The 20,898-nt window shown below is 31.5% G+C and carries 18 protein-coding genes and 1 tRNA gene; 4 read left to right on the top strand and 15 right to left on the bottom strand.

Going from position 1 to position 20,898, the window contains the following annotated elements:
- Positions 1-261: 261 nt before the first annotated feature.
- Together hisG and hisD are read left to right on the top strand one after the other, a co-directional pair.
- Positions 262-882: an ATP phosphoribosyltransferase gene (gene hisG / locus BFL38_RS08325; protein WP_069726620.1), complete on the top strand. Its 621-nt coding sequence runs from the start codon at positions 262-264 to the stop codon at positions 880-882.
- Positions 883-894: 12 nt separating this feature from the next.
- Positions 895-2,169 carry a histidinol dehydrogenase gene (gene hisD / locus BFL38_RS08320; RefSeq protein WP_069726619.1) on the top strand — a complete coding sequence of 425 codons (1,275 nt, stop codon included), beginning with the start codon at positions 895-897 and terminating at the stop codon, positions 2,167-2,169.
- 134 nt (positions 2,170-2,303) lie between these two features.
- Here hisD and BFL38_RS08315 read toward each other — a convergent pair whose 3' ends face one another.
- From BFL38_RS08315 to rpmG, 11 genes are all read right to left on the bottom strand, one after another.
- On the bottom strand, positions 2,304-3,245 hold the full coding sequence (locus BFL38_RS08315) for a TDT family transporter (protein WP_069726618.1): 942 nt from the start codon (positions 3,243-3,245) through the stop codon (positions 2,304-2,306).
- 90 nt (positions 3,246-3,335) lie between these two features.
- Positions 3,336-7,538 carry a DNA-directed RNA polymerase subunit beta' gene (gene rpoC, locus BFL38_RS08310; protein ID WP_008728854.1) on the bottom strand — a complete coding sequence of 1,401 codons (4,203 nt, stop codon included), beginning with the start codon at positions 7,536-7,538 and terminating at the stop codon, positions 3,336-3,338.
- 19 nt (positions 7,539-7,557) lie between these two features.
- A complete protein-coding gene (gene rpoB, locus BFL38_RS08305) occupies positions 7,558-11,082 on the bottom strand; it encodes a DNA-directed RNA polymerase subunit beta (RefSeq protein WP_069726617.1) in 3,525 nt (1,174 codons plus the stop codon).
- A gap of 130 nt (positions 11,083-11,212) precedes the next feature.
- Positions 11,213-11,599: a 50S ribosomal protein L7/L12 gene (gene rplL, locus BFL38_RS08300; protein ID WP_008728857.1), complete on the bottom strand. Its 387-nt coding sequence runs from the start codon at positions 11,597-11,599 to the stop codon at positions 11,213-11,215.
- Between the two features lie 60 nt (positions 11,600-11,659).
- Positions 11,660-12,184: a 50S ribosomal protein L10 gene (rplJ, locus tag BFL38_RS08295; protein ID WP_069726616.1), complete on the bottom strand. Its 525-nt coding sequence runs from the start codon at positions 12,182-12,184 to the stop codon at positions 11,660-11,662.
- 105 nt (positions 12,185-12,289) lie between these two features.
- A complete protein-coding gene (rplA, locus tag BFL38_RS08290) occupies positions 12,290-12,991 on the bottom strand; it encodes a 50S ribosomal protein L1 (RefSeq protein ID WP_069726615.1) in 702 nt (233 codons plus the stop codon).
- Between the two features lie 74 nt (positions 12,992-13,065).
- Positions 13,066-13,488 (bottom strand): 50S ribosomal protein L11, encoded by a 423-nt coding sequence (gene rplK / locus BFL38_RS08285; protein WP_008723779.1) that lies wholly within the window; start codon positions 13,486-13,488, stop codon positions 13,066-13,068.
- A gap of 46 nt (positions 13,489-13,534) precedes the next feature.
- Positions 13,535-14,122, bottom strand: a complete 588-nt coding sequence (gene nusG / locus BFL38_RS08280) for a transcription termination/antitermination protein NusG (RefSeq protein WP_069726614.1) — start codon at positions 14,120-14,122, stop codon at positions 13,535-13,537.
- A 5-nt stretch (positions 14,123-14,127) separates the two neighbouring features.
- Positions 14,128-14,448, bottom strand: a complete 321-nt coding sequence (gene secE, locus BFL38_RS08275) for a preprotein translocase subunit SecE (protein WP_069726613.1) — start codon at positions 14,446-14,448, stop codon at positions 14,128-14,130.
- A gap of 41 nt (positions 14,449-14,489) precedes the next feature.
- A tRNA-Trp gene (locus tag BFL38_RS08270) sits at positions 14,490-14,562 on the bottom strand.
- A gap of 32 nt (positions 14,563-14,594) precedes the next feature.
- On the bottom strand, positions 14,595-14,771 hold the full coding sequence (rpmG, locus tag BFL38_RS08265; protein WP_008723772.1) for a 50S ribosomal protein L33: 177 nt from the start codon (positions 14,769-14,771) through the stop codon (positions 14,595-14,597).
- Positions 14,772-14,984: 213 nt separating this feature from the next.
- Between rpmG and BFL38_RS08260 the strand changes: the two genes are divergently transcribed.
- A complete protein-coding gene (locus BFL38_RS08260) occupies positions 14,985-15,350 on the top strand; it encodes a CidA/LrgA family protein (RefSeq protein WP_069726612.1) in 366 nt (121 codons plus the stop codon).
- Entirely contained in the window at positions 15,347-16,057 is a 711-nt protein-coding gene (locus BFL38_RS08255) for an LrgB family protein (RefSeq protein WP_069726611.1), read from the top strand. Before BFL38_RS08260 ends, BFL38_RS08255 begins: the two co-directional genes overlap by 4 nt.
- Positions 16,058-16,059: 2 nt before the next feature.
- Here the strand turns inward: BFL38_RS08255 and BFL38_RS08250 are convergent, their stop codons facing one another.
- From BFL38_RS08250 to BFL38_RS08235, 4 genes are all read right to left on the bottom strand, one after another.
- The gene (locus BFL38_RS08250; RefSeq protein ID WP_008728865.1) at positions 16,060-16,473 is read right to left on the bottom strand and encodes a hypothetical protein; all 414 of its coding nucleotides are present in this window, start codon (positions 16,471-16,473) and stop codon (positions 16,060-16,062) included.
- A 29-nt stretch (positions 16,474-16,502) separates the two neighbouring features.
- The gene (locus BFL38_RS08245) at positions 16,503-16,730 is read right to left on the bottom strand and encodes a hypothetical protein (RefSeq protein WP_069726610.1); all 228 of its coding nucleotides are present in this window, start codon (positions 16,728-16,730) and stop codon (positions 16,503-16,505) included.
- 101 nt (positions 16,731-16,831) lie between these two features.
- Complete coding sequence (locus BFL38_RS08240) at positions 16,832-17,704, bottom strand: ribokinase (protein WP_069726609.1); 873 nt, start codon at positions 17,702-17,704, stop codon at positions 16,832-16,834.
- A gap of 25 nt (positions 17,705-17,729) precedes the next feature.
- Positions 17,730-20,870: an efflux RND transporter permease subunit gene (locus BFL38_RS08235; protein ID WP_069726608.1), complete on the bottom strand. Its 3,141-nt coding sequence runs from the start codon at positions 20,868-20,870 to the stop codon at positions 17,730-17,732.
- Positions 20,871-20,898: the final 28 nt, after the last annotated feature.

The raw sequence follows: 20,898 nt of genomic DNA, 5'->3' as shown, positions 1-20,898 counted from the left end.
AAGTATATAAATAATGTTCAGCTTGTCAAGAAAAATAAATAAATATTATTTTATAAATTTATTTTTACTTATTATAGTATATTAATTATATTATAAAAATTAATATTATACTTTATACAGCAACCATTTTGTTCATTAATCTTTAATTTTTACAAAATATAATAAAAACTATTTTATTACTATTTGAAAAAATGTTTCTTATACATTATAATATTTTTTAAATAATTTAATAATACAAAAATAATAAAAAAGAATATAAATATGATTAATATAGCATTACCCAAAGGAAGATTAGTAAATAAAGTATATAAACTGTTTGAAAAAATAGGTTACGAAAATAAAGAAATACTAGAAGATAACAGAAAATTAGTATTTGAAAATAAGGATAAAAATGTACGATACCTTATAGTAAAGCCTTCAGATGTAGGAATATATGTTGAGAAGGGAGTTGCTGATATTGGTATTGTAGGAAAAGACATACTTCTTGAAAATAATCATGATGTATATGAACTTCTCGATTTGAAATTTGGAAAATGTAAGGTTTGTATGGCTTCAGTTAATGGATACAAAGAGGACATAGAAAGAAGATTGAGAGTTGCTACAAAGTATGTAAATATATCAAAAAATTATTTTAATTCTATAAACAGAGATGTTGAGATAATAAAATTAAACGGTTCTATTGAATTAGCACCTATACTCAATTTATCTGATGTGATAGTTGATATAGTAGAGACTGGAAGCACTTTAAGAGAAAATAATCTTGTAATCATAAAAGATATTATTAATTATATCAGTGCAAGACTCATAGTGAATAAAGTAAGCTATAAGTTTAAAAATGACTTAATAAAAAAAATAGTACAAAATATAGAAGAAGTTTTATAAGGAATTAGTATTATGATAAAAGTAATTAATTATAAAGAATGCAAATCATTAGATGATATATTACTTAGAAGTCAATTCAGTTATGATGATGTTAATGAAAAGGTAAAAGCAATACTTGAAGATGTTAAGCAAAACGGAGATAATGCATTAAAAAAATACGCAAAGATGTTTGATAATGCTGAAATAGATAATTTAAGAGTAACAGAAAAAGAGATAGAAGAAGCATATAACAGAGTTGATGAGAAGTTCAGAGAAACATTAAAACTAGCTTATAACAATATAGAAAAATTCCATAAAAAACAATTAAGAAACAGCTTTATAACTAATGAAGAGGACGGTATTGTTATGGGGCAGATTATAAACCCTATAGAAAAAGTGGGAGTTTATATACCGGGTGGGACAGCAGTTTATCCTTCAACAGTGCTTATGAATGTTATACCTGCAAAAGTAGCTGGAGTAAATGAAATAATATTAGTATCGCCTCCAAACAAAGAAGGAAAAATTAATGATAATATACTAGCAGCAGCAAAAATAGCAGGTGTAAATAAAGTTTTTAAAACAGGCGGTGCTCAGGCGATAGCGGCTTTAAGTTACGGCACAGAATCTATACCAAAAGTATATAAAATAGTAGGACCTGGAAATATATATGTTGCTATGGCTAAAAGACTTGTATATGGAGAGGTATCTATTGATATGGTGGCAGGCCCTAGCGAAGTATTAATAATAGCAGATGAGACTGCAAATCCAATACATATAGCCTCTGATATGCTTGCACAGGCTGAACATGATAAATTAGCTTCAAGCATATTAATAACAACAAGTAAAAATATCTCAGAAAAAGTAAGAGAAGAATTATATAAACAATTAGAAAAATTAAGCCGTAAGGATATAGCAATGGAATCTATAGAAAATAACGGCAGAATAATAATAACTGAAACTATAGATGAAGCGGTATACATAAGCAATGAAATAGCCCCAGAACATTTGGAGATAAGCATAAAAGAACCTTTCTCTATATTAAGCAAGATAAAAAATGCAGGATCAATATTTTTGGGTGATTATACTCCTGAGGCATTGGGTGATTATTTGTCTGGTGCTAACCATGTAATACCTACAAGCGGAACAGCAAAATTTGCTTCTCCCTTATCAGTAGACGACTTTATAAAAAAATCTTATATAACTTACTACACTAAAGATGCATTAGAAAAAGTGAAAGACAATATAATTAACTTTGCAGAGCATGAAAGTTTAGAAGCACATGCCAATTCTGTAAAAGTAAGGTTTTAATTATATATATATATTTTTTTATTTTAGCATATAGGTATTATTTTACAAATAATTATAATAGTATTTATTTATATAAAGAGGCCAAATATATTATTAACTGATTATATAAATAAATACAAAAATTATAATTAATATTATTTACTTTCTTTTATAACATTATTATGAACAAAGAACATCATATTGATGAAAACATAAAGTATCATCATACTTGCAACTATAAGCTCAAATATAGAAATAATATTCCATATATAAAAATACTCACCATTAATACTTTTTGAATAATTAGCATATTTAAGCAAAGCCTGAGCCCCAACAGCTAATGGGAAAGTATAAGCTGCAAACAAAGGTATAAACTTAATTCTAAAAGCTCTTATAAGGGATAAATATACTTTAAATGTAGTAAATAATCCCAAAGCCAAAAGAAAATTAAGCAAAGCAGTGTTATAAGTTTGAAAAGCTGTCAAATAACCACAAAGACAAAGATTAGCAGGAGCCCCCATTACAGCAAAAGCAGGAAACCTGTCATCAGCTAAAGGATCATGAAAAATTATTCTGTAAAATATAAAAGGAAATAGTATAATATAAAGAACAGTACCTATATAAACTATTACTTGAGATACTTGAGGAAAACCCATATTAGCACCAGAAACAGCAGCAACAACTATACCAACAGGCGGAACAAACCAGCTAGGAAGCATATGCTCTAAATCTTTTAAGTTAATTCTATGTGCTATGAATGTAAAAGCAAATATTATATGCACAGCAATTGCAATAAACCACATAGCTATACCAAGCGGTCTTATGAACTGAACCACCGAAGACGATATCACCATAACAGCCATATCAAGAGTAGGAATAGTGCTTCCTGCAACAGGATGTTCTAAATCATTAAGAAAAGCCCCAAATGATGAAAATATCTTTGTTATAATTGTAAGTATTAAAACAGATGAAATTACAGCACCAATATAGGCAAAATATTTAATACCTGTAAATATAGTCCAAGCATTAAATATACCTCCTACACCAAGTGCTAAACCTGTAAGAGCCAAAGGCATTTTATTAATTTTGTTTATCATTTTATTACACTTTATTATTTGAATATATTAAGAATTATAAAAAGAGGTTCTCATATATGATATGAAAACCTCCTTTATTAAAAGATTTATTTATACAGTTATCTGCATAACTTCTTCTTCTTTGGTATTATTATCAATATTATCTTTCTTATCTAAATCACCGCTTTGCTTGTTGTATACATGTAGTTTATTATAAAGTTTAACTCCCGTACCAGCAGGTATTAAATGCCCTATAATAACATTTTCTTTAAGTCCAAGCAATTTATCAACTTTTCCTTTTATAGCGGCATTAGTTAATACTTTAGTAGTTTCTTGGAATGAAGCAGAAGATATAAAGCTTTCTGTATTAAGAGCAGCTTTAGTTAATCCTAAAAGCACAGGCTTACCGCTTGCAGGAGAACCGCCTGCTTCTTCATATCGTCTGTTTTCTTCTTCAAATTCATATTTATCTACATACTGACCAACAATATATTTAGTATCGCCCGGATCAGTTATTTCAAGTCTTCTAAGCATCTGTCTTATTATAAGAGCAAAGTGCTTATCATTAATACCTACACCCTGCTGATTGTATACAGTTTGAATCTCTTCAAGTAAATAAGTCTGTAAAGCCAAATCACCTTGAGTTTCTAATATATCATGAGGGTTTATTTTACCTGCACATAATTGAGTACCTGTTTTTACTTGGTCTCCATTTCTTACAAGAAGCATTTTACCATGAGGAACCAAGTGTTTAGTTTCATCAAATTCATTTCTGATTTTAACTACTTTTTTACCCTTATGAGAACCGCCTATTTCAACCTCACCGTCAATACCAGCAATAATAGCAGTGTCTTTAGGTTTCTGAGCTTCAAGCAATTCCTGTACTCTTGGAAGACCTCCTGTAATATCTCTACTTTTCTGCTGTATACGAGTAGTTTTAGCAATAACCTCTCCAACTTCAACTTTCTGATTATTTTCAACCATAAGCTGAGCACCATTAGGTATATCAGTTTCAAAAGTATCATTATCACCAACTATCAAGATTTTAGGCTGCATACTTGCATCTTTGAATTCCTGAATAATATTAGTTTTATTACCTGTTTGATCGTCTATCTCTTCAACTAAGGTTCTTCCAGGTATGATATCCTGATATCTTACAATACCTGCTTTTTCAGAGATGATAGGTTCGTTATAAGTATCAAAGCTGGCAATAACTGTATTAGCTTCTATGAATACATGCTCATCTACTTTATATTCACTTCCTACTTTAATAACATTAGTATGCTTATCACCTGTAATCATTATATATTTATCATCATCAGTGATTTTGAAAGTACCATTATGAGTAGCTTTAATTTCTGTACCATCTTTAAGTGTAGCTATAACATCTCCTATAAGAACTTTTGCATTATGCTCAGCAATAATATCTTTTAATGAAGATTTTTCCCATTTTTCCAAAACTCTTCTTATAATTAAATCACCTTTTCTTGCTGTGATTTTAACACCATTAGGCTGAACAACATAGTTAGAGAATTGTTCTATATATATAGGATAATTAACTTTAATCTCATTTTCTTCTACCATCTGAGTGGCAACACCGCCGATGTGGAAAGTTCTCATTGTAAGCTGAGTACCCGGTTGACCAATACTTTGAGCAGCAACAACACCAACAGCCTCACCAATAGAAGCAAGATTATTAGTAGATAAACTTCTTCCATAACATTTCTGACAAACACCCATTCTGCTTTCACATGTAAGAGGATGTCTTATACTGATTTTTTCTATTCCTGCTTTCTCTATTAAATCACCAATCTCTTCAGTAATTTCAGTATTAGCAGAACATATAAGCTCTTTTGTGATTGGATGATAAATATGCTCACTTGTAAAGAATCCCACAACGCGTTCTTTAAGAGATTTTTTAATTTCATCTCCGTTTTTTATGGCCTCTATAGCAATACCTTTAACAGTACCACAGTCATGCTCTGAAACAACAACCCCTATTGCAACATCCACCAATTTTCTAGTAAGATAACCAGCACTTGAAGTTTTTAATGCAGTATCGGCAAGACCTTTTCTAGCACCGTGAGTAGAAATAAAGTATTCCTGTACAGTAAGACCTTCTTTAAAGTTTGAAATAATAGGAAGTTCAATAATCTCACCAGAAGGTTTAGCCATAAGACCGCGCATACTAGCAAGCTGTCTTATCTGCTGTTTAGAACCTCTAGCTCCGGAATCAGCCATTATATATACAGGGTTGAATCCGTCTTGGTCTTGTCTTAAATTATCCATCATAGCTTCAGTTATTTTACCTTCAACGGTAGTCCAAAGGTCCATAACTTTCTGTTTTTTCTCATCGGTAGTGATAATACCATTCATATACTGATTTTCAATGAACTCTACCTGTTTAGTAGCCTCTTCTATTTCATGTTTTTTCATCGGAGGTATAAGTATATCAGCAATAGAAATAGTAGAACCAAATACTGTAGCACTTTGATAGCCAAGTTCTTTAATATCATCAAGCATATTAACTGTTACTGCTGTACCATGTTTTAAATATACTTCATGAATGAATTTAGCTAAATCTTTACTGTTAAAATCTCTGTTTTGATATCTAAAATCTTCAGGAATAACTTCATTGAATTTTAATCTTCCAACAGAAGTTTCAATAAACTCTTCCTCTCCGTCTTTATTTTTCATTAAAACTTTAATTCTGGATTCAAGCTCAACTAAATTATTATCATAAGCAAGAAGAGCATCTTTAGGAGATGAGAATATCTTTCCTTCACCTTTACTTCCTGTTCTAAGTTTAGTAAGATAGCTTATACCAAGAACTATATCCTGTGTAGGGTTAACAATAGGTTCACCATTAGCAGGGTTTAATATATTATGAGGAGCAAGCATCAAAGTCCAAGCCTCAATCTGAGCCTCTGCAGAAAGCGGAGTATGAACTGCCATCTGGTCGCCGTCAAAGTCAGCATTGTAAGCATGACAAACTAATGGGTGAAGCTGAATGGCTTTTCCTTCAACAAGAACAGGTTCAAATGCCTGAATACCAAGTCTGTGAAGTGTAGGAGCTCTGTTTAAAAGTACAGGGTGTTCCTTAGCAATATCTTCTAATACTCCCCAAACTTCTTCTCTGCCCTCCTCTACAAATCTTTTAGCAGATTTTATATTATGGGCTGAATTAATTTCAACTAATTTCTTCATAATAAATGGCTTGAATAATTCTACCGCCATTTTTTTAGGAAGACCGCATTGATGCATTTTAAGTCTAGGACCAGCAACAATAACAGAACGACCTGAATAGTCAACGCGTTTACCTAAAAGGTTCTGTCTGAAACGGCCTTGTTTACCTTTAAGCATATCTGAAAGAGATTTTAAAGGTCTGTTTCCAGGCCCCTTAACTACTTTCTTTCTTCTGCTGTTATCAAATAAAGCATCAACAGCCTCCTGAAGCATTCTTTTTTCATTTCTTATGATAATGTCAGGAGCTCTTAAAACTAATAATCTTCTTAAACGAATATTTCTATTTATAACCCTTCTATAAAGGTCATTCAAGTCTGAAGTAGCAAAGCGTCCGCCGTCAAGCTGAACCATAGGTCTTAAATCAGGAGGAATTACAGGAACTACATCAAGTATCATCCAAGTAGGATCATTTCCGCTAGCCTTAAAGTCCTCAAAGATTTCAAGACGCTTTCTTAATCGTCTGTCGCTCTTCTCGCCTTTTTTAATCATTTCCTCTCTGAGCTTTCTAATCTCTTCGTCCATATCAAGGTCTTTAAGCATATCTCTTATGCCCTCAGCACCTATTCCTATTCTTATATTATCACCATATCTGTCTAAAGCTTCGTTATATTCATCTTCAGTTAATAAATCACCTTTAGAATAACTGCTGTCGCCTGAGTCAATAACTACATACCTTTCAAAATAAAGTACGCTTCTTAAATGGGCTATATTCATATTTAGAAGAAGTCCTATTCTTGAAGGGGTGTTTCTATAATACCATATATGAGCAACGGGAGCCGCTAATTCTATATGTCCCATTCTCTCTCTTCTAACTTTAAAATGAGTAACTTCAACACCGCATTTATCGCAAACTACACCTTTATAACGAATGCTTTTAAACTTACCGCAGTAACATTCATATTCTTTAGTAGTTCCGAATATTTTCTCACAAAAAAGTCCGTCTCTCTCAGGTCTTAAAGTTCTGTAGTTAATAGTTTCTGGTTTTTTTACCTCACCGTAACTCCATTCTCTCATAACCTGAGGGCTTGCTATACTAATTTTTATTTGGTCAAAATTTGAAAATTGCATATACTTAAACTTCTCCTAATTATTTCCAAATCTTTGGTTCTTTCTTTTTATTTTTCTGTCTAAGCTCTTTTTCAGTAGAAGGAAGCTGATTGCCTTCTTCATCATGAATAGTAATATTAAGTCCCAAACCTCTAAGTTCCTGAACTAATACATTAAAGCTTTCTGGTATACCCGGAGAGGATATCACATCACCTTTAACAATGGATTCATATATTCTAGCACGTCCTGTCATATCATCTGATTTAACAGTTAAGAACTCTTGAAGCATATTAGCAGCTCCATAAGCCTCTAATGCCCAAACTTCCATCTCTCCTAATCTCTGACCTCCGAATTGAGATTTACCTCCCAAAGGCTGCTGAGTAACAAGTGAGTAAGGACCTGTACTTCTAGCATGTACTTTATCTTCTACTAAGTGATTAAGTTTAAGCATGTACATGTATCCTACAGCAACTTCATTTTTGAAAGGCTCTCCTGTTCTTCCGTCATAGAGTCTAACTTTTCCATTAGCATTCATACCGCTTGCAAGAAATGCCTCTCTTAAAGCCTCCTCTTTAGGTCCTTCAAATACAGGACAAGCATATTTAAGTCCCATTTTATGACCAGACCAACCGAGCAGCATCTCAATTACCTGACCTATATTCATACGAGAAGGTACACCCAATGGGTTAAGACATATATCTACAGGAGTACCGTCTTCTAAGAAAGGCATGTCCTCTATAGGCATGATTCTGGCAACAACCCCTTTGTTACCGTGACGGCCTGCCATTTTATCGCCTTCCTGTATTATACGCTTCTTAGCCAAAAATACTTTTACTACTTCTTCTACTCCAGGCTTTAATTCATCACCGTTTTCTCTACTGTATACTCTTACATCTATAACAGTACCCTCTTTACCATGAGGAACTCTTAAAGAAGTATCTTTTACATCTCTTGCCTTTTCACCGAATATTGAGTGAAGAAGTCTGTATTCCGGAGTTATTTCTGTTTCACCTTTTGGTGTTACTTTACCTACTAATATATCTCCTGCTTTTACTTTAGCACCTATTCTTACAATACCTCTTTCATCTAAATTTTTAAAAGCTGCATCCGATACATTAGGTATATCTCTAGTAATATTTTCTTTATCTAATTTTGTTTCTCGGGCTTCAACTGAAAACTCTTCTATATGTATGGAAGTAAACACATCTTCCTGAACTAATCTTCTGCTTAAAAGTATAGCATCCTCAAAGTTATAGCCTTCAAAAATCATGAAAGCAGCAAGAACATTTCTTCCAAGTGCTAACTCACCATGATCTGTTGCAGGTCCGTCAGCTAAAAGTCCTCCCGCTTTAACAACATCGCCTACATTTACAACAGGTCTTTGATGGTAATTAGTGTCTTGGTTAGTTCTTTGGTATTTTACTAATTCATAAACATCTAAATCATCATTGCTGTTTTGTTTTGTAGGCTTAATTATAATTTCATCATGAACAACTTTAATTACTTTTCCAGCTCTTTTTGCATGAACTGCTATTCCTGTACCAGGCTGACAGATTTTAGCTTCTACACCTGTTCCTACTATAGGAGCTTCCGGATAAAGCAAAGGAACACTTTGACGCTGCATGTTTGAACCCATTAAAGCCCTGTTAGCATCGTCATGCTCTAAGAATGGTATCAAAGAACTTGAAAGTGATACAATCTGCTGAGGCGAAACATCCATATACTGAACCTGATCTGGTGAAGAATATGGGAATTCACTTCTGTATCTTGTTGAAATAAGATTATCTTTGAAAGTTCCATCTTCATTTAAAGGAGCATTAGCATCAGCAATATGGTATTTTTCCTCATCGTGAGCTGTTAGATATTCTATTTCATCTGTTACTTTTCCGTCAATTACTTTTCTGTATGGAGTCTCTAAGAAACCATGCTTATTAATTTTAGCATAAGTGGCAAGTGAAACTATAAGACCAATGTTTGGACCTTCAGGAGTTTCAATAGGACATATTTTTCCGTAGTGAGTATGGTGTACATCTCTTACTTCAAAACCTGCTCTGTCTCTTGTAAGACCGCCCTGACCTAAAGCATTTAATCTTCTTTTATGTGTAATCTCCGATAATGGATTATTCTGATCCATAAACTGAGATAATTGGTTTGTACCGAAGAACTCTTTAATTACAGCCTGTATAAGTTTAATGCTTACAAGAGACTGAGGAGTTACTGCCTCCATATCCTGCATCTGCATTCTTTCTTTAGCTATACGCTCCATTCTAGTGAAACCAGCTTTTATTTGTATGGATAATAATTCACCAACACTTCTTACGCGTCTGTTTCCTAAATGGTCAATATCATCTAACTGTTCTTCATTTATAAATACCTTTATTAAAAAACGAATAGTTTCTATTATATCTTTATGTCTTAAAACTTTATCCTGTTCGCTTTCAGGGAAGTTTAATCTTTTATTTAATTTATAACGGCCTACATCTCCTAAAGCATAGGATTTAGGGTCAAACACTAAATCATTACAAGTCCTCACAACATTTTCTATTAAAGCGGGTTCTCCCGGTCTTATAACATTATAAATTTTAGTGCATGCTTCCTCTTGATTTTTTGTTGTATCTTTATCTAAAGTATTAATTATGGTTACATTATCTTTTATTGCTTCCATATTTAATACGGATATTTCTTTAATACCGCTCATTAAAAGTCTTTCAGCCAAGTTAGGGTTAATAAGCTCACCAGGATTCAATATTATTTCATCTGGGTTTTCTGTATCATACACTGTTGAATATGATCTTCTGCCTATTAAAGCCTCTTTAGAATTTTCATCTGAAAGTTTTTCTAATGAAATATTATCAACTTCATAAAATAATTTCAAAATTTCTTCATTAGTTGTGATACCAATAGCTCTTAAAAATACAGTAACAGGAAGTTTTTTCTTTCTGTCTATTCTAACATACATTATATCTTTTTTGGTATCAAGCTCAAATTCCAACCAAGTACCTCTGTCTGGAATTATTTTAGCTACAAACATAGCATCTCTGTCGCTGCGGTTGAAAACGACACCTGGAGATCTATGAATCTGAGAAACTATAACACGTTCAGCACCATTAACAATAAATGTACCTCTGTCAGTCATAGCAGGTATATCACCCACAAATATTTCCTGTTCTATGATTCTTTCAGGGTCTCTTACAGTTAATTGTACTTTTATTTTAAAAGGATAGGAATAAGTTTTATCTCTCCTTCTAGCCTCTTTTTCTGTAATTTTAGGCTCTCCTATAGAATAAGAAATAAATTCTATCTGCATTTTTTCATTAGACGATACTATAGGAAATATAGAAGTTAAAACTTCCTGTAATCCCTCATTTTTTCTCTTATTTTCAGGTACATCCTTTTGAAGGAAACTTTCATAAGATTCTTTTTGTATAGCGAGGAGATCGGGAGGTTCTATTACAGAAGCGGTTCGTGAAAAGTTTACACGTCCGTTTTCCATCCTATATTTTTTTGCGAACTCTACCCCTCTTTCCGGATATACTTTATTATCTATCTGAATATTATTGGCCATATTAAAAGATCTCCGCTTTTACGCTTTTAGTTTTACTGAATTATTAAATACACTAATAAGAAGGGTATAAATACTCATACCCTTCCTATATACGAATCATTAAATGTTAATGATATATTGACAAAAATAATTATTTAACTTCAACTTTACCGCCTGCTGCTTCTAATTGTTTCTTAATAGCTGCAGCTTCTTCTTTAGAAACGCCTGATTTGATTGTTTCTCCGCCTTTTTCAACAGCATCTTTAGCTTCTTTTAAGCCTAAGCCGCTAACTGCTCTAACTTCTTTAATAAGAGCAATTTTTTGAGCTGCATCAAAACCTGTAAGAATGATGTCAAATTCATTTTTTTCTTCTTCAGCTGGAGCTGCTGCACCGCCTGCTGGAGCTGCTGCTACTGCTGCTACAGGCATAGCTGCTGTTACATTAAATTTTTCTTTAATAGCTTCTACTAATTCATGAAGCTCTATAACTTTCATTTCTTCTATTGCTTGTAATATTTCTTCTTTACTTAAAGCCATTGTTTATCTCCTTAAAATTGTAAAAATAATTTTTTAATTAATAATTTGTCAGCTAATATATTAAGCTGATTTTTTCTTTTCTTCTTCAACACTGTCAAGCACATAAGCAAGTTCTGATATAATACTTTGCAAACTGTTTGCAAAACTTGATATAGGAGACTCGAGTGCTGTAACAAGATGAGATAGTAAAACTTCTCTTGGCGGAATATTTGCTACAACTTGTACTTGTGCTGGGTCAAGCAAATCTGCCCCCATATAACCGCCTTTGATTTTGATTTTATCATTCTTTTTAGATGCTTCACTTATCACTTTAGCTGCACTAGGAACATCTTCCTTAGCAAATACTACAGCAGTAGGATTAATGAACATCTCATCTTTTACTTCTCTGCCTAACTCTTTTAAAGCAATATCAACCAAAGAGTTTTTACATATTTTCATTGAAGAAGAAGTCTTTGCTAATTCGCGTCTTAAATCTGTAAGCTGTGCTACTGTTACCCCTCTGTAATCGAAGAATACCAAACCAGCACATGCTCCCATAGTTTCTTTAAGCAATGATACTGTTTCAATGTTTTTCTTATTAGGCATAAATACCACCTCTATTATATTAAACCATTTTGCTGTAACTATTCATATAATGGGATCACAAAATACGACTTCGCCAAAAACAAAACAGGTTTATCGCTAAATTAATTACATTTTGATTTTTTTATGATCTATTTTTATACCCACACCCATTGTAGATGTTACACCAACTGCTTTGATATATTCACCTTTTAAGTCTGTAGGTTTTTTTCTTAAAATTTCATCATAGAATGCTTTGAAATTCTCATTTAATTGAGAAACATTCATAGAAGCCTTACCAATACCCATTCTTACTATACCATTTTTATCAGCTCTGTATTCCATTCTTCCGGCTTTGAAACTTTTTACAGCCTGTGCTATATCAAGTGTAACTGTTCCTGTTTTTGGGTTAGGCATAAGACCTTTTCTTCCAAGAATTTGTCCCAATTTACCTACTTCTTTCATCAAGTCCGGAGTAGAAATAGCAACATCAAAGTCAGTATATCCGCCTTTAACTTTATCTATTAAATCTTCAAAACCAACTTCTACAGCTCCTGCTGCTTTAGCTTCATCAGCTTTTTCTCCCTGAGCAAATACTACTACTCTTTTTTCTTTACCAAAGGCATTTGGGAATGATAATGTATCTCTTATTGAGTGTTTTGGTAATATATTAAGGTTTATTGTTACCTCAATAGTTTCATCAAATTTACAGGTAGCGTTTTTCTTAGCTAATTCAATAGCTTCATCTACGGAATAGAGTCTTAATTTCTCTACTTGCTTTCTTATAGCGTCGTAACGTTTGCCACCTATTTTTTTCTCTTTTGTAGCCATAATTGTTTTCTTCCTTTTCTTTCAAACGTTTACTCCCATTTATTCTAATTAATAAATGGTATGCTTCTTAATGATTATTCTACTTTAATACCCATAGCACGGGCTGTACCCGCAACTATTTTTTTTGCTGCTTCTATATCATTAGCTGACATATAAGCCATTTTTTCCTGAGCAATTTCTTCAAGCTGCTTTTGATTGATTGTAGCAACTTTAGTTTTATTAGGCTCTCCAGAACCTTTTTCTATGCCCAATTTTTTCTTAATTAGTGTAGAAGTAGATGTACCTTTAGTAACAAATGTATAAGTTTTATCTTCATACACTGTTATGTAGGTATTTAATATCTGCCCTTTCATTTTGGAAGTTTTTGCATTAAAATCTTTAACGAAAGCGGCTATTTGTATCTGCTTCTGACCCAATGCTGGTCCTAATGGAGGAGCAGGTGTTGCCTCTCCGCCCGGTATGCGAACCTTTACAATACCAACCACTTTTTTAGCCATTTTTACTACCTCTTGATTTATTTATTTTTATTAATATCTTTTTAAATTATAACTTTTTTACTTTACTGAATTCCAATTCTGTAGGAGTGCTTCTTCCAAATATTTCTATTTTTACTGTTACTCTTCCTTTATCAGAATTAATATTTTCTATTATACCATTAAGTCCATTGAAAGGTCCGTCTATTACCTGAACCTTTTCACCTATATCAAATTCCATTCCAATAATTTCATTGATGCCTGTTTTAGTTTTTTCTTCTCTGTCAGAGAATATACGAGCAACATCTGATTCACTTAAAGGAGTAGGAATAATATTACCTTCCTCTTTAGTTGTAGCATGACTTCCTATAAATCCTGCAACGCCTGGAGTTCTTCTAACCATAGACTGTGTTGCATCATTCATTATCATCTTTACTAGAACATAGCCCGGATAAAAAAATTCCTCTTTAGAAACTTTCTTACCATTTTTTGTAGAAGTTACTGTTTCTGAAGGTATATATATATCAACTATGAGGTCAGTCATACCATTTTCTTTAGCTCTTTTCTCTATACGCTCACGAACTTTATTTTCATAACCGTGCTGAGTATGAACTATATACCATTTATAATCTTTTATATCAGATATTTCTTCAGACATGTTTTTCACCTATTATATCTATTTTTTCTCATATAGCGAATAGCAAAATATACCACAAATAGAACAACTATGGCAAGAATAAGAACTAATGTGATTTTAGAAGATATTAAGCTACCCAAAATAGAACCGTCTAATAAAGCCCTTGTCAAAAATGTTACCACATAATCAGCAGCTCCCAAAAAAGCTGATGCTAAAACAAGAAGTATTATAACAATAACTGTCTGATTCATTACATCTTGACGAGTAGGCCAAACACTTCTCTCAAAGAGTTCTTTTTTTATCTCTTTGATGGAGTCGATTATATTATTTTTCTTTTTATCAGCCATAAACATTACCTTAAATTATATTACAACGATTTAGATACAATCAGGTCAGACAGGAGTCGAACCTGCAACACCCGGTTTTGGAGACCGGTGCTCTACCAATTGAACTACTGACCCAAATTTATAAACATTCTTAATTTCAGAATTATTTATCTTGATACTTTTAATTCCTTATGAATTGTATGTTTTTTATCATGAGGACAATATTTTTTTAACTCCAATTTTTCCGGAACATTTTGTTTATTTTTTGTTGTTATATAATTCTTTCTTTTGCATTCTGTGCATTGAAGATGGATTTGTTCTGTTTTTACTTTAGCACCTGCCATTTCTTGCTCCTTAAAACATTTTTAGATAGCCTATAATTTACAAGGTATGCTATTATATACCTAAAAAAAAATTATGTCAATAACTAAATATAAAAATAATATTTTTTATATAAAACATTATTTTTAATAGTATTAAGCTATTGAAAAACAATAAATTAGTTATATAATCTATTATCAAAAAATAAAACTTTATTATAGTTTGGAAATAAAAAAATGAAATTAATAAAACAATTCACAATTATTTTTTCTATATACTCTATAGCTGATATATTTAGTAAAACTTTAAGACTTCCTATACCTGGTAATGTAATAGGTATGATACTTCTTTTTGTATTACTAGCATTTGGAATAATAAAAGAAAATCATATAGATGAAGCAAGCGATTTATTAATAGCAAATATGTCAATGCTTTTTATACCGGGAACTTTGGCTATTATAGATGAATACAAATATGTTAAAGCAGAAATAATACCTTTTGTTATTATATGCTTATTGCTAACTATAATTATAATGGTTATAACAGGTCTCTCAGCTCAATCTTTAGAAAAAATATTCTCTAAAATAAGGAAATCAAAATGAAAGAATTATTTATACAAAATCCTATAATACCAATAGTAATAACTTTAATAGCATATATAATAGCATATATTATATATATAAAAACTAAATTACCTGTACTTACACCTTTAGTAACTAGTGTAATATTAGTTGGTTTTTCTCTATATTTTATGAAAGTACCTTACACAGTTTATAATGAAAGCGGAGGAAAATTTATAAATGCTCTTGTAGGACCTGCAACTGTAGCACTGGCTCTGCCTATATATAGAAATATGCCTATATTAAAAGCTAACTTGGCTGTAATATTAATAAGTATAGCTATCGGAAGTTCATTAGGTATTACCGGAATATTTATTTCAGCAAAATTACTTGGAATATCTCAGGAATTATTTCCTTCTCTGCTGACAAAGTCCGTTACTACTGCAATTGCTGTAGATATAACTGCAAATATGGGAGGAATGAAATCTATAACTGTTCTATCGGTTATTATATCTGGAGTAGTAGGAGCTATCACTGCACCTTTTGTATGCAAAATATTTAGAATAAAATCTCCTCTTGCAGTAGGGCTTGCAATAGGTACTTGTTCCCATGCTGTAGGAACTAGTAAGGCTATAGAACTCGGAGAGACTGAAGGGGCTATGTCTGGGCTTGCAATAGGTATTGCTGGGGCTTTAACTGTTGTAATACTTCCTATACTATATAAAACGCTATTAATTATATGGAATTAAATCTATCTTATATTTGATTCCATAATATTAATTATATCATTATCCTTAAAATATACACTGAATATATTTTCATCATCTCCGCAATCTACTTTGGAATCTATACTGCCGTCATCATTTACTTTTATTAGGATTTTATATATTTCTAAATTATCATACCAATTATCATCTACATCTATAAACATAAAATCGCCGTAGGCATTCTTTAATTCTTCCCTTGAATCTGACAATAATTTAATATGGGATTTCAAATCGTTTATAATATCCTCTAATTTCAAAACTTTATGAACACCTATATCAAATAAACTTTCTAATTCTTTACCAAAAATTTTCATAGGCTTAAATACTTTATACAATTTCCAATCATCTTCATTTATATTTGCACCTTCTACATCTATTAAATCTTCTACATTTATCATAATATTCTCCGCAATTTTACAAATAGTCTTTAATTTATTTTTTTATTTATAACATATAATGAAGGCAAAGAAATTACGGCAAATATCATTATACTATAAAAAACATCGTTTAAATTTAAATTATGTCTTTTATTATAAATCATTTCTGTTTCTTTTCTGAAAGGTGTTGGTTTGCTGTCTCCGTCTGGTCCTTTGCATTCTTTTTCTGAAAACATAACAAGCAGCATAAATGATAATATAAATAAATATTTTTTCATAAATAAAATCTCTTTTAGTTTTACTATATATAGTTTTTAGTATAGTAAAAAAAGTCAATATGTCAATAATATAAAAACAATATATTTATAAAATAAAAATATTACCACTTTTGAGAAATAACTTCATCATAAGTTGGTATGGAATCTATTGCACCTTTTCTTGTAACTGTTATATTAGATACTTTCATAGCAAAAGAAATAGCTTCTTCAATAGTTTTATCATCTGCCATCATTCTCACAACTCCTCCCAAAAAACTATCTCCTGCAGCAGTAGTGTCGGAAACATTAACCTGATAAGCATCAAAATGTTTTATTCTTTCTTTATTGATTAAATCGCAGCCGTTAGCCCCCAAAGTAAGTATTATGTTTTTTACTCCGCACTCAAAAGCATAATCTGCACCGCCTATAATATCTATCTCTGTTTCATTAGGCATCAATATATCAACATAACTTAAAAAATTTTTATTAAGTTTTACCGCCGGAGAAGGATTAAGAACAACCGTTTTTCCTAGTTTCTTAGCAATATATGCAGAATATTCAGCTATTTCTAAAGGTATTTCAAGCTGAAGCACTATAATATCATATAAAGATATCAGCTCTTCTTTTATATCATCTTTTGTAATTAAAGCATTAGCTCCTTGTGCCACAATAATATTATTTGCACCATAATCAGTAACCGTGATAACTGCAATACCTGTAGAAACATTCTTTTTTATTATTAAATTATCCGTATTAACATTATTAGACTCCAAAGCATAAAATAAATCTTTTCCGAAACTGTCATCTCCAACAGCTCCTAGTATACTCACACAGCCGCCCAATTTAGCTATAGCACAAGCCTGATTTGCTCCCTTTCCTCCATTACCTGTATAAAAATTGCTGCCTAATATAGTTTCTCCTTCATTAGGAAAACGAGGAGCTGTTATAACAAGATCTTTATTTATACTTCCTATAATTAAAATTTTTTTGCTCATATATAAACTCTAATAATTAAAATATTTATGATTTTGAATTTAAAGCATTATTAACCGCAAAATCATTAGCACTTTCCTTATCCTTTTTATCATAATCTTTAAGAGGTATTTTGTTTCTAATAGCTGCATAAATTGTTGGTACTATAATTAATGTAAACATAGTAGAAACTACAAGCCCTCCCAATAAGGCTGTAGCTAAAGGCTTATACATTTCATTTCCGCTTCCTATACCTAAAGTCATAGGCAATATACCTAATATAGTTGTCAGTGTTGTCATAAGTACAGGTCTTAATCTCCTTTTTCCTGCAAGCAATGCAGCTTCATCTCCTTTTATATGCTGCTCATGCATTATCTGATTCATATAATCTATTAATACTATACCATTATTAACTACTATTCCAATTAAAACTATAAAACCTATAGCACTATAAGCATTGAGTGTTGTATTCGTTATAAACAAGGCAATAAGAGAACCTGCAAATCCAAAAGGAATTGCAAATGCTATTACAAAAGGAGCTATTAAAGATTCAAACTGACTAGCCATTATTGCATAAACTAAAACTAAAGCCAAAATCAAAGCCTGTATTAACTGTCCGAATGCTTCATTCATATCTTCAAAATCTCCGCCGTAATTTATATATATTCCATTTGGTATAAAAACATTATTATCTATGGTGTTTCTTACTTCAGTAATAACTTCATTTAAAGGTCTTTCATAAATATTGGCAATTACAGTTGTATACCTCTTTCGCTCCTTTCTGTATATTCTATTTGGACCGTAACTTTTTACTATGTCAGCTATTGATGATAACGGTATCAATACACCTTTTACAGGTATGCTTATCTTTTTTACATCATCTATTGTAACCTTATCAATATTTTCAAGCTGAACATTAACATCTACATCTGTAAAGTCAGAATTTTCAGGAGTTATTGTAGTAGCTGTTCTTCCTGCAAAACTTGTATTTATTATTCTTGCAACATCATTAACTTTAAGTCCCATTTTAGCGGCAATGTCTCTATTAACATATATTTGAAGTTCCCTGTTTGATTCATCAATATCAACCATTGCCCCTCTTATGCCTTCTATATTTGATATAGCACTTACTATTCTGTCGCCAAGTTCTTTTGCCTGCTCAACATCATCTCCAAGCATCTCTATTTTTATAGCCTCTCCTGATGATCCTCCTGAACTAGAACCCAATGCCATAACATTTATTTTTGCCGGATATATTTGAAGTTTTTCTCTTACCAATTCTATATAATCTTCAATACTCCCTTTTCTTCCATTGCTTTTAGATTTTAATTCTATCCTTATATTAGCACTATTTGCCTCATTTCCTTTTCTTATCCTTGATTGAATTTTAATTAAATCATCTTTAACTATTTCTCTTATATCATTTTCCATAAGCCCAATAAATGACTCTGTCTGTTCATATTTTGTACCTATAGGCATAGTTACGCGAACCATAAACTGACCTTCATCTGTTTCAGGAAATCCCTCCTTACCAATAAAATTAACACCTAAGAATATCACTGCAAATACTAGTACCATAGACGGTATTAATACTGTTTTTTTTCGTCTTATTGCAAAACTCAGAATTTTATCATAAAGATTTTTCATATTATTATGTATGTATTTATTACTTAAAGCTTCAAATTTTGACAAAAGTTTTAATTTTTTATTTGTTATAAGTCTTGCTCCGAACATAGGTACTATCAAAATAGCAACCAGCAATGAAGCTATCATTGATATTGTAACTGTAATACATAAATCTCTAAAAATTTGACTAACCATACCCTCAATATATAAAAAAGGAAGAAATACAGCAATAGTAGTAAAAGTAGAAGCTGAAATAGCAAGCGATACTTTGTAAGCTCCGTTAATAGCTGATGAATATTTTCCATAGCCATGATGTCTGTAATAAAATATATTCTCAAGCACTACAATGGAATTATCAACCATCATCCCTATTCCAAGCACAAGTCCTGAAAGAGATATCACATTTAAAGTAACATCCATAAAATACATAAGAGTAAAAGTTACTATTATAGAAAGAGGTATTGATATGGCTATTATAGATACAGTTCTAATATTCCACATATATATCATAAGAACGATAATTGCAAAAAGTCCGCCCTGCCAAGCAGCATCAAGAACACCTGCTATAGACTCATTTATACTATCTGCTGTATTAAACATTATTTCGTATTTTATGCCTTGAGGAAAATTATATTCTTCTAATTGCTTTATTACATTTTTAGAAACTTCTGCCGTATTAGCTCCGGACTCTTTACTTACAGATATTGATATAGAATTTTCACCGTTAATCTTTATTATATTAACATCATCATCATATCCTTCATAAACCTCAGCTAAATCCTGTATTTTTACTATAGAAGAATTGCCTAAATCATCTGTTTTCAAATCAATAATAGTATTTTTTATATCATCAACACTTTTGATTTCTCCCATTGTTCTTATTGTATATCTGTAAAAACCCTGATTCGCCTGTCCTCCTACTAAGTTGTTATTATCCCTTGCAAGTACAGAAGCTATATCATTTATATTAATATTATATGCTTTTAATCTATTTAAATTAACATCTATTTTTATTTCATTTTTTAATCCACCTAAAACTTCAGCCTGAGCTACACCTTTAGCCTGCTTTATTTGAGGTGCTATTTGATTATCCGCTATATTATATAAAGCCGCCTGATCATTTATGCCGTAAACAGCAACTTCCATTAATGAAATATCATCTGTACTAAATTTCCTTATTACAGGTTTTTCTGCATTATCCGGAAGCAAATCTATAACCTGTTCCAATGCTTCTCTTATATCTTCTGAAGCATCATTTAAATCTGTTCCCCAATTAAACTCTATTGTTACATCCGATGCATTTTCTCTTGATGTAGAAGTAATTTCTTTTATATCATTTACCGTAGCTACAGCTCCTTCAATGATTTTGGTAACCGATTTTTCTATCTCCTCAGGACCGGCATTTCTATAGCTTGTATATATGCTTACATAAGGAACTTCTATACTAGGCATGAAATCTATTGAAAGTTTTGACAGGCTTACAATACCTAAAATAATCACTGATAGAATAACCATAAGTATAGTTACAGGTCTTTTTACAACTGTTTCTATTATTGTTCTCATAAATGTTTTCTTAATTTTATATTTTTAA

The sequence above is a fragment of the Brachyspira hampsonii genome (assembly GCF_001746205.1).
GTDB lineage: Bacteria > Spirochaetota > Brachyspiria > Brachyspirales > Brachyspiraceae > Brachyspira > Brachyspira hampsonii_B.
The sequence above is the reverse complement of the archived record's forward strand: the minus strand, read 5'-3'. Positions and strand labels throughout refer to the sequence as shown.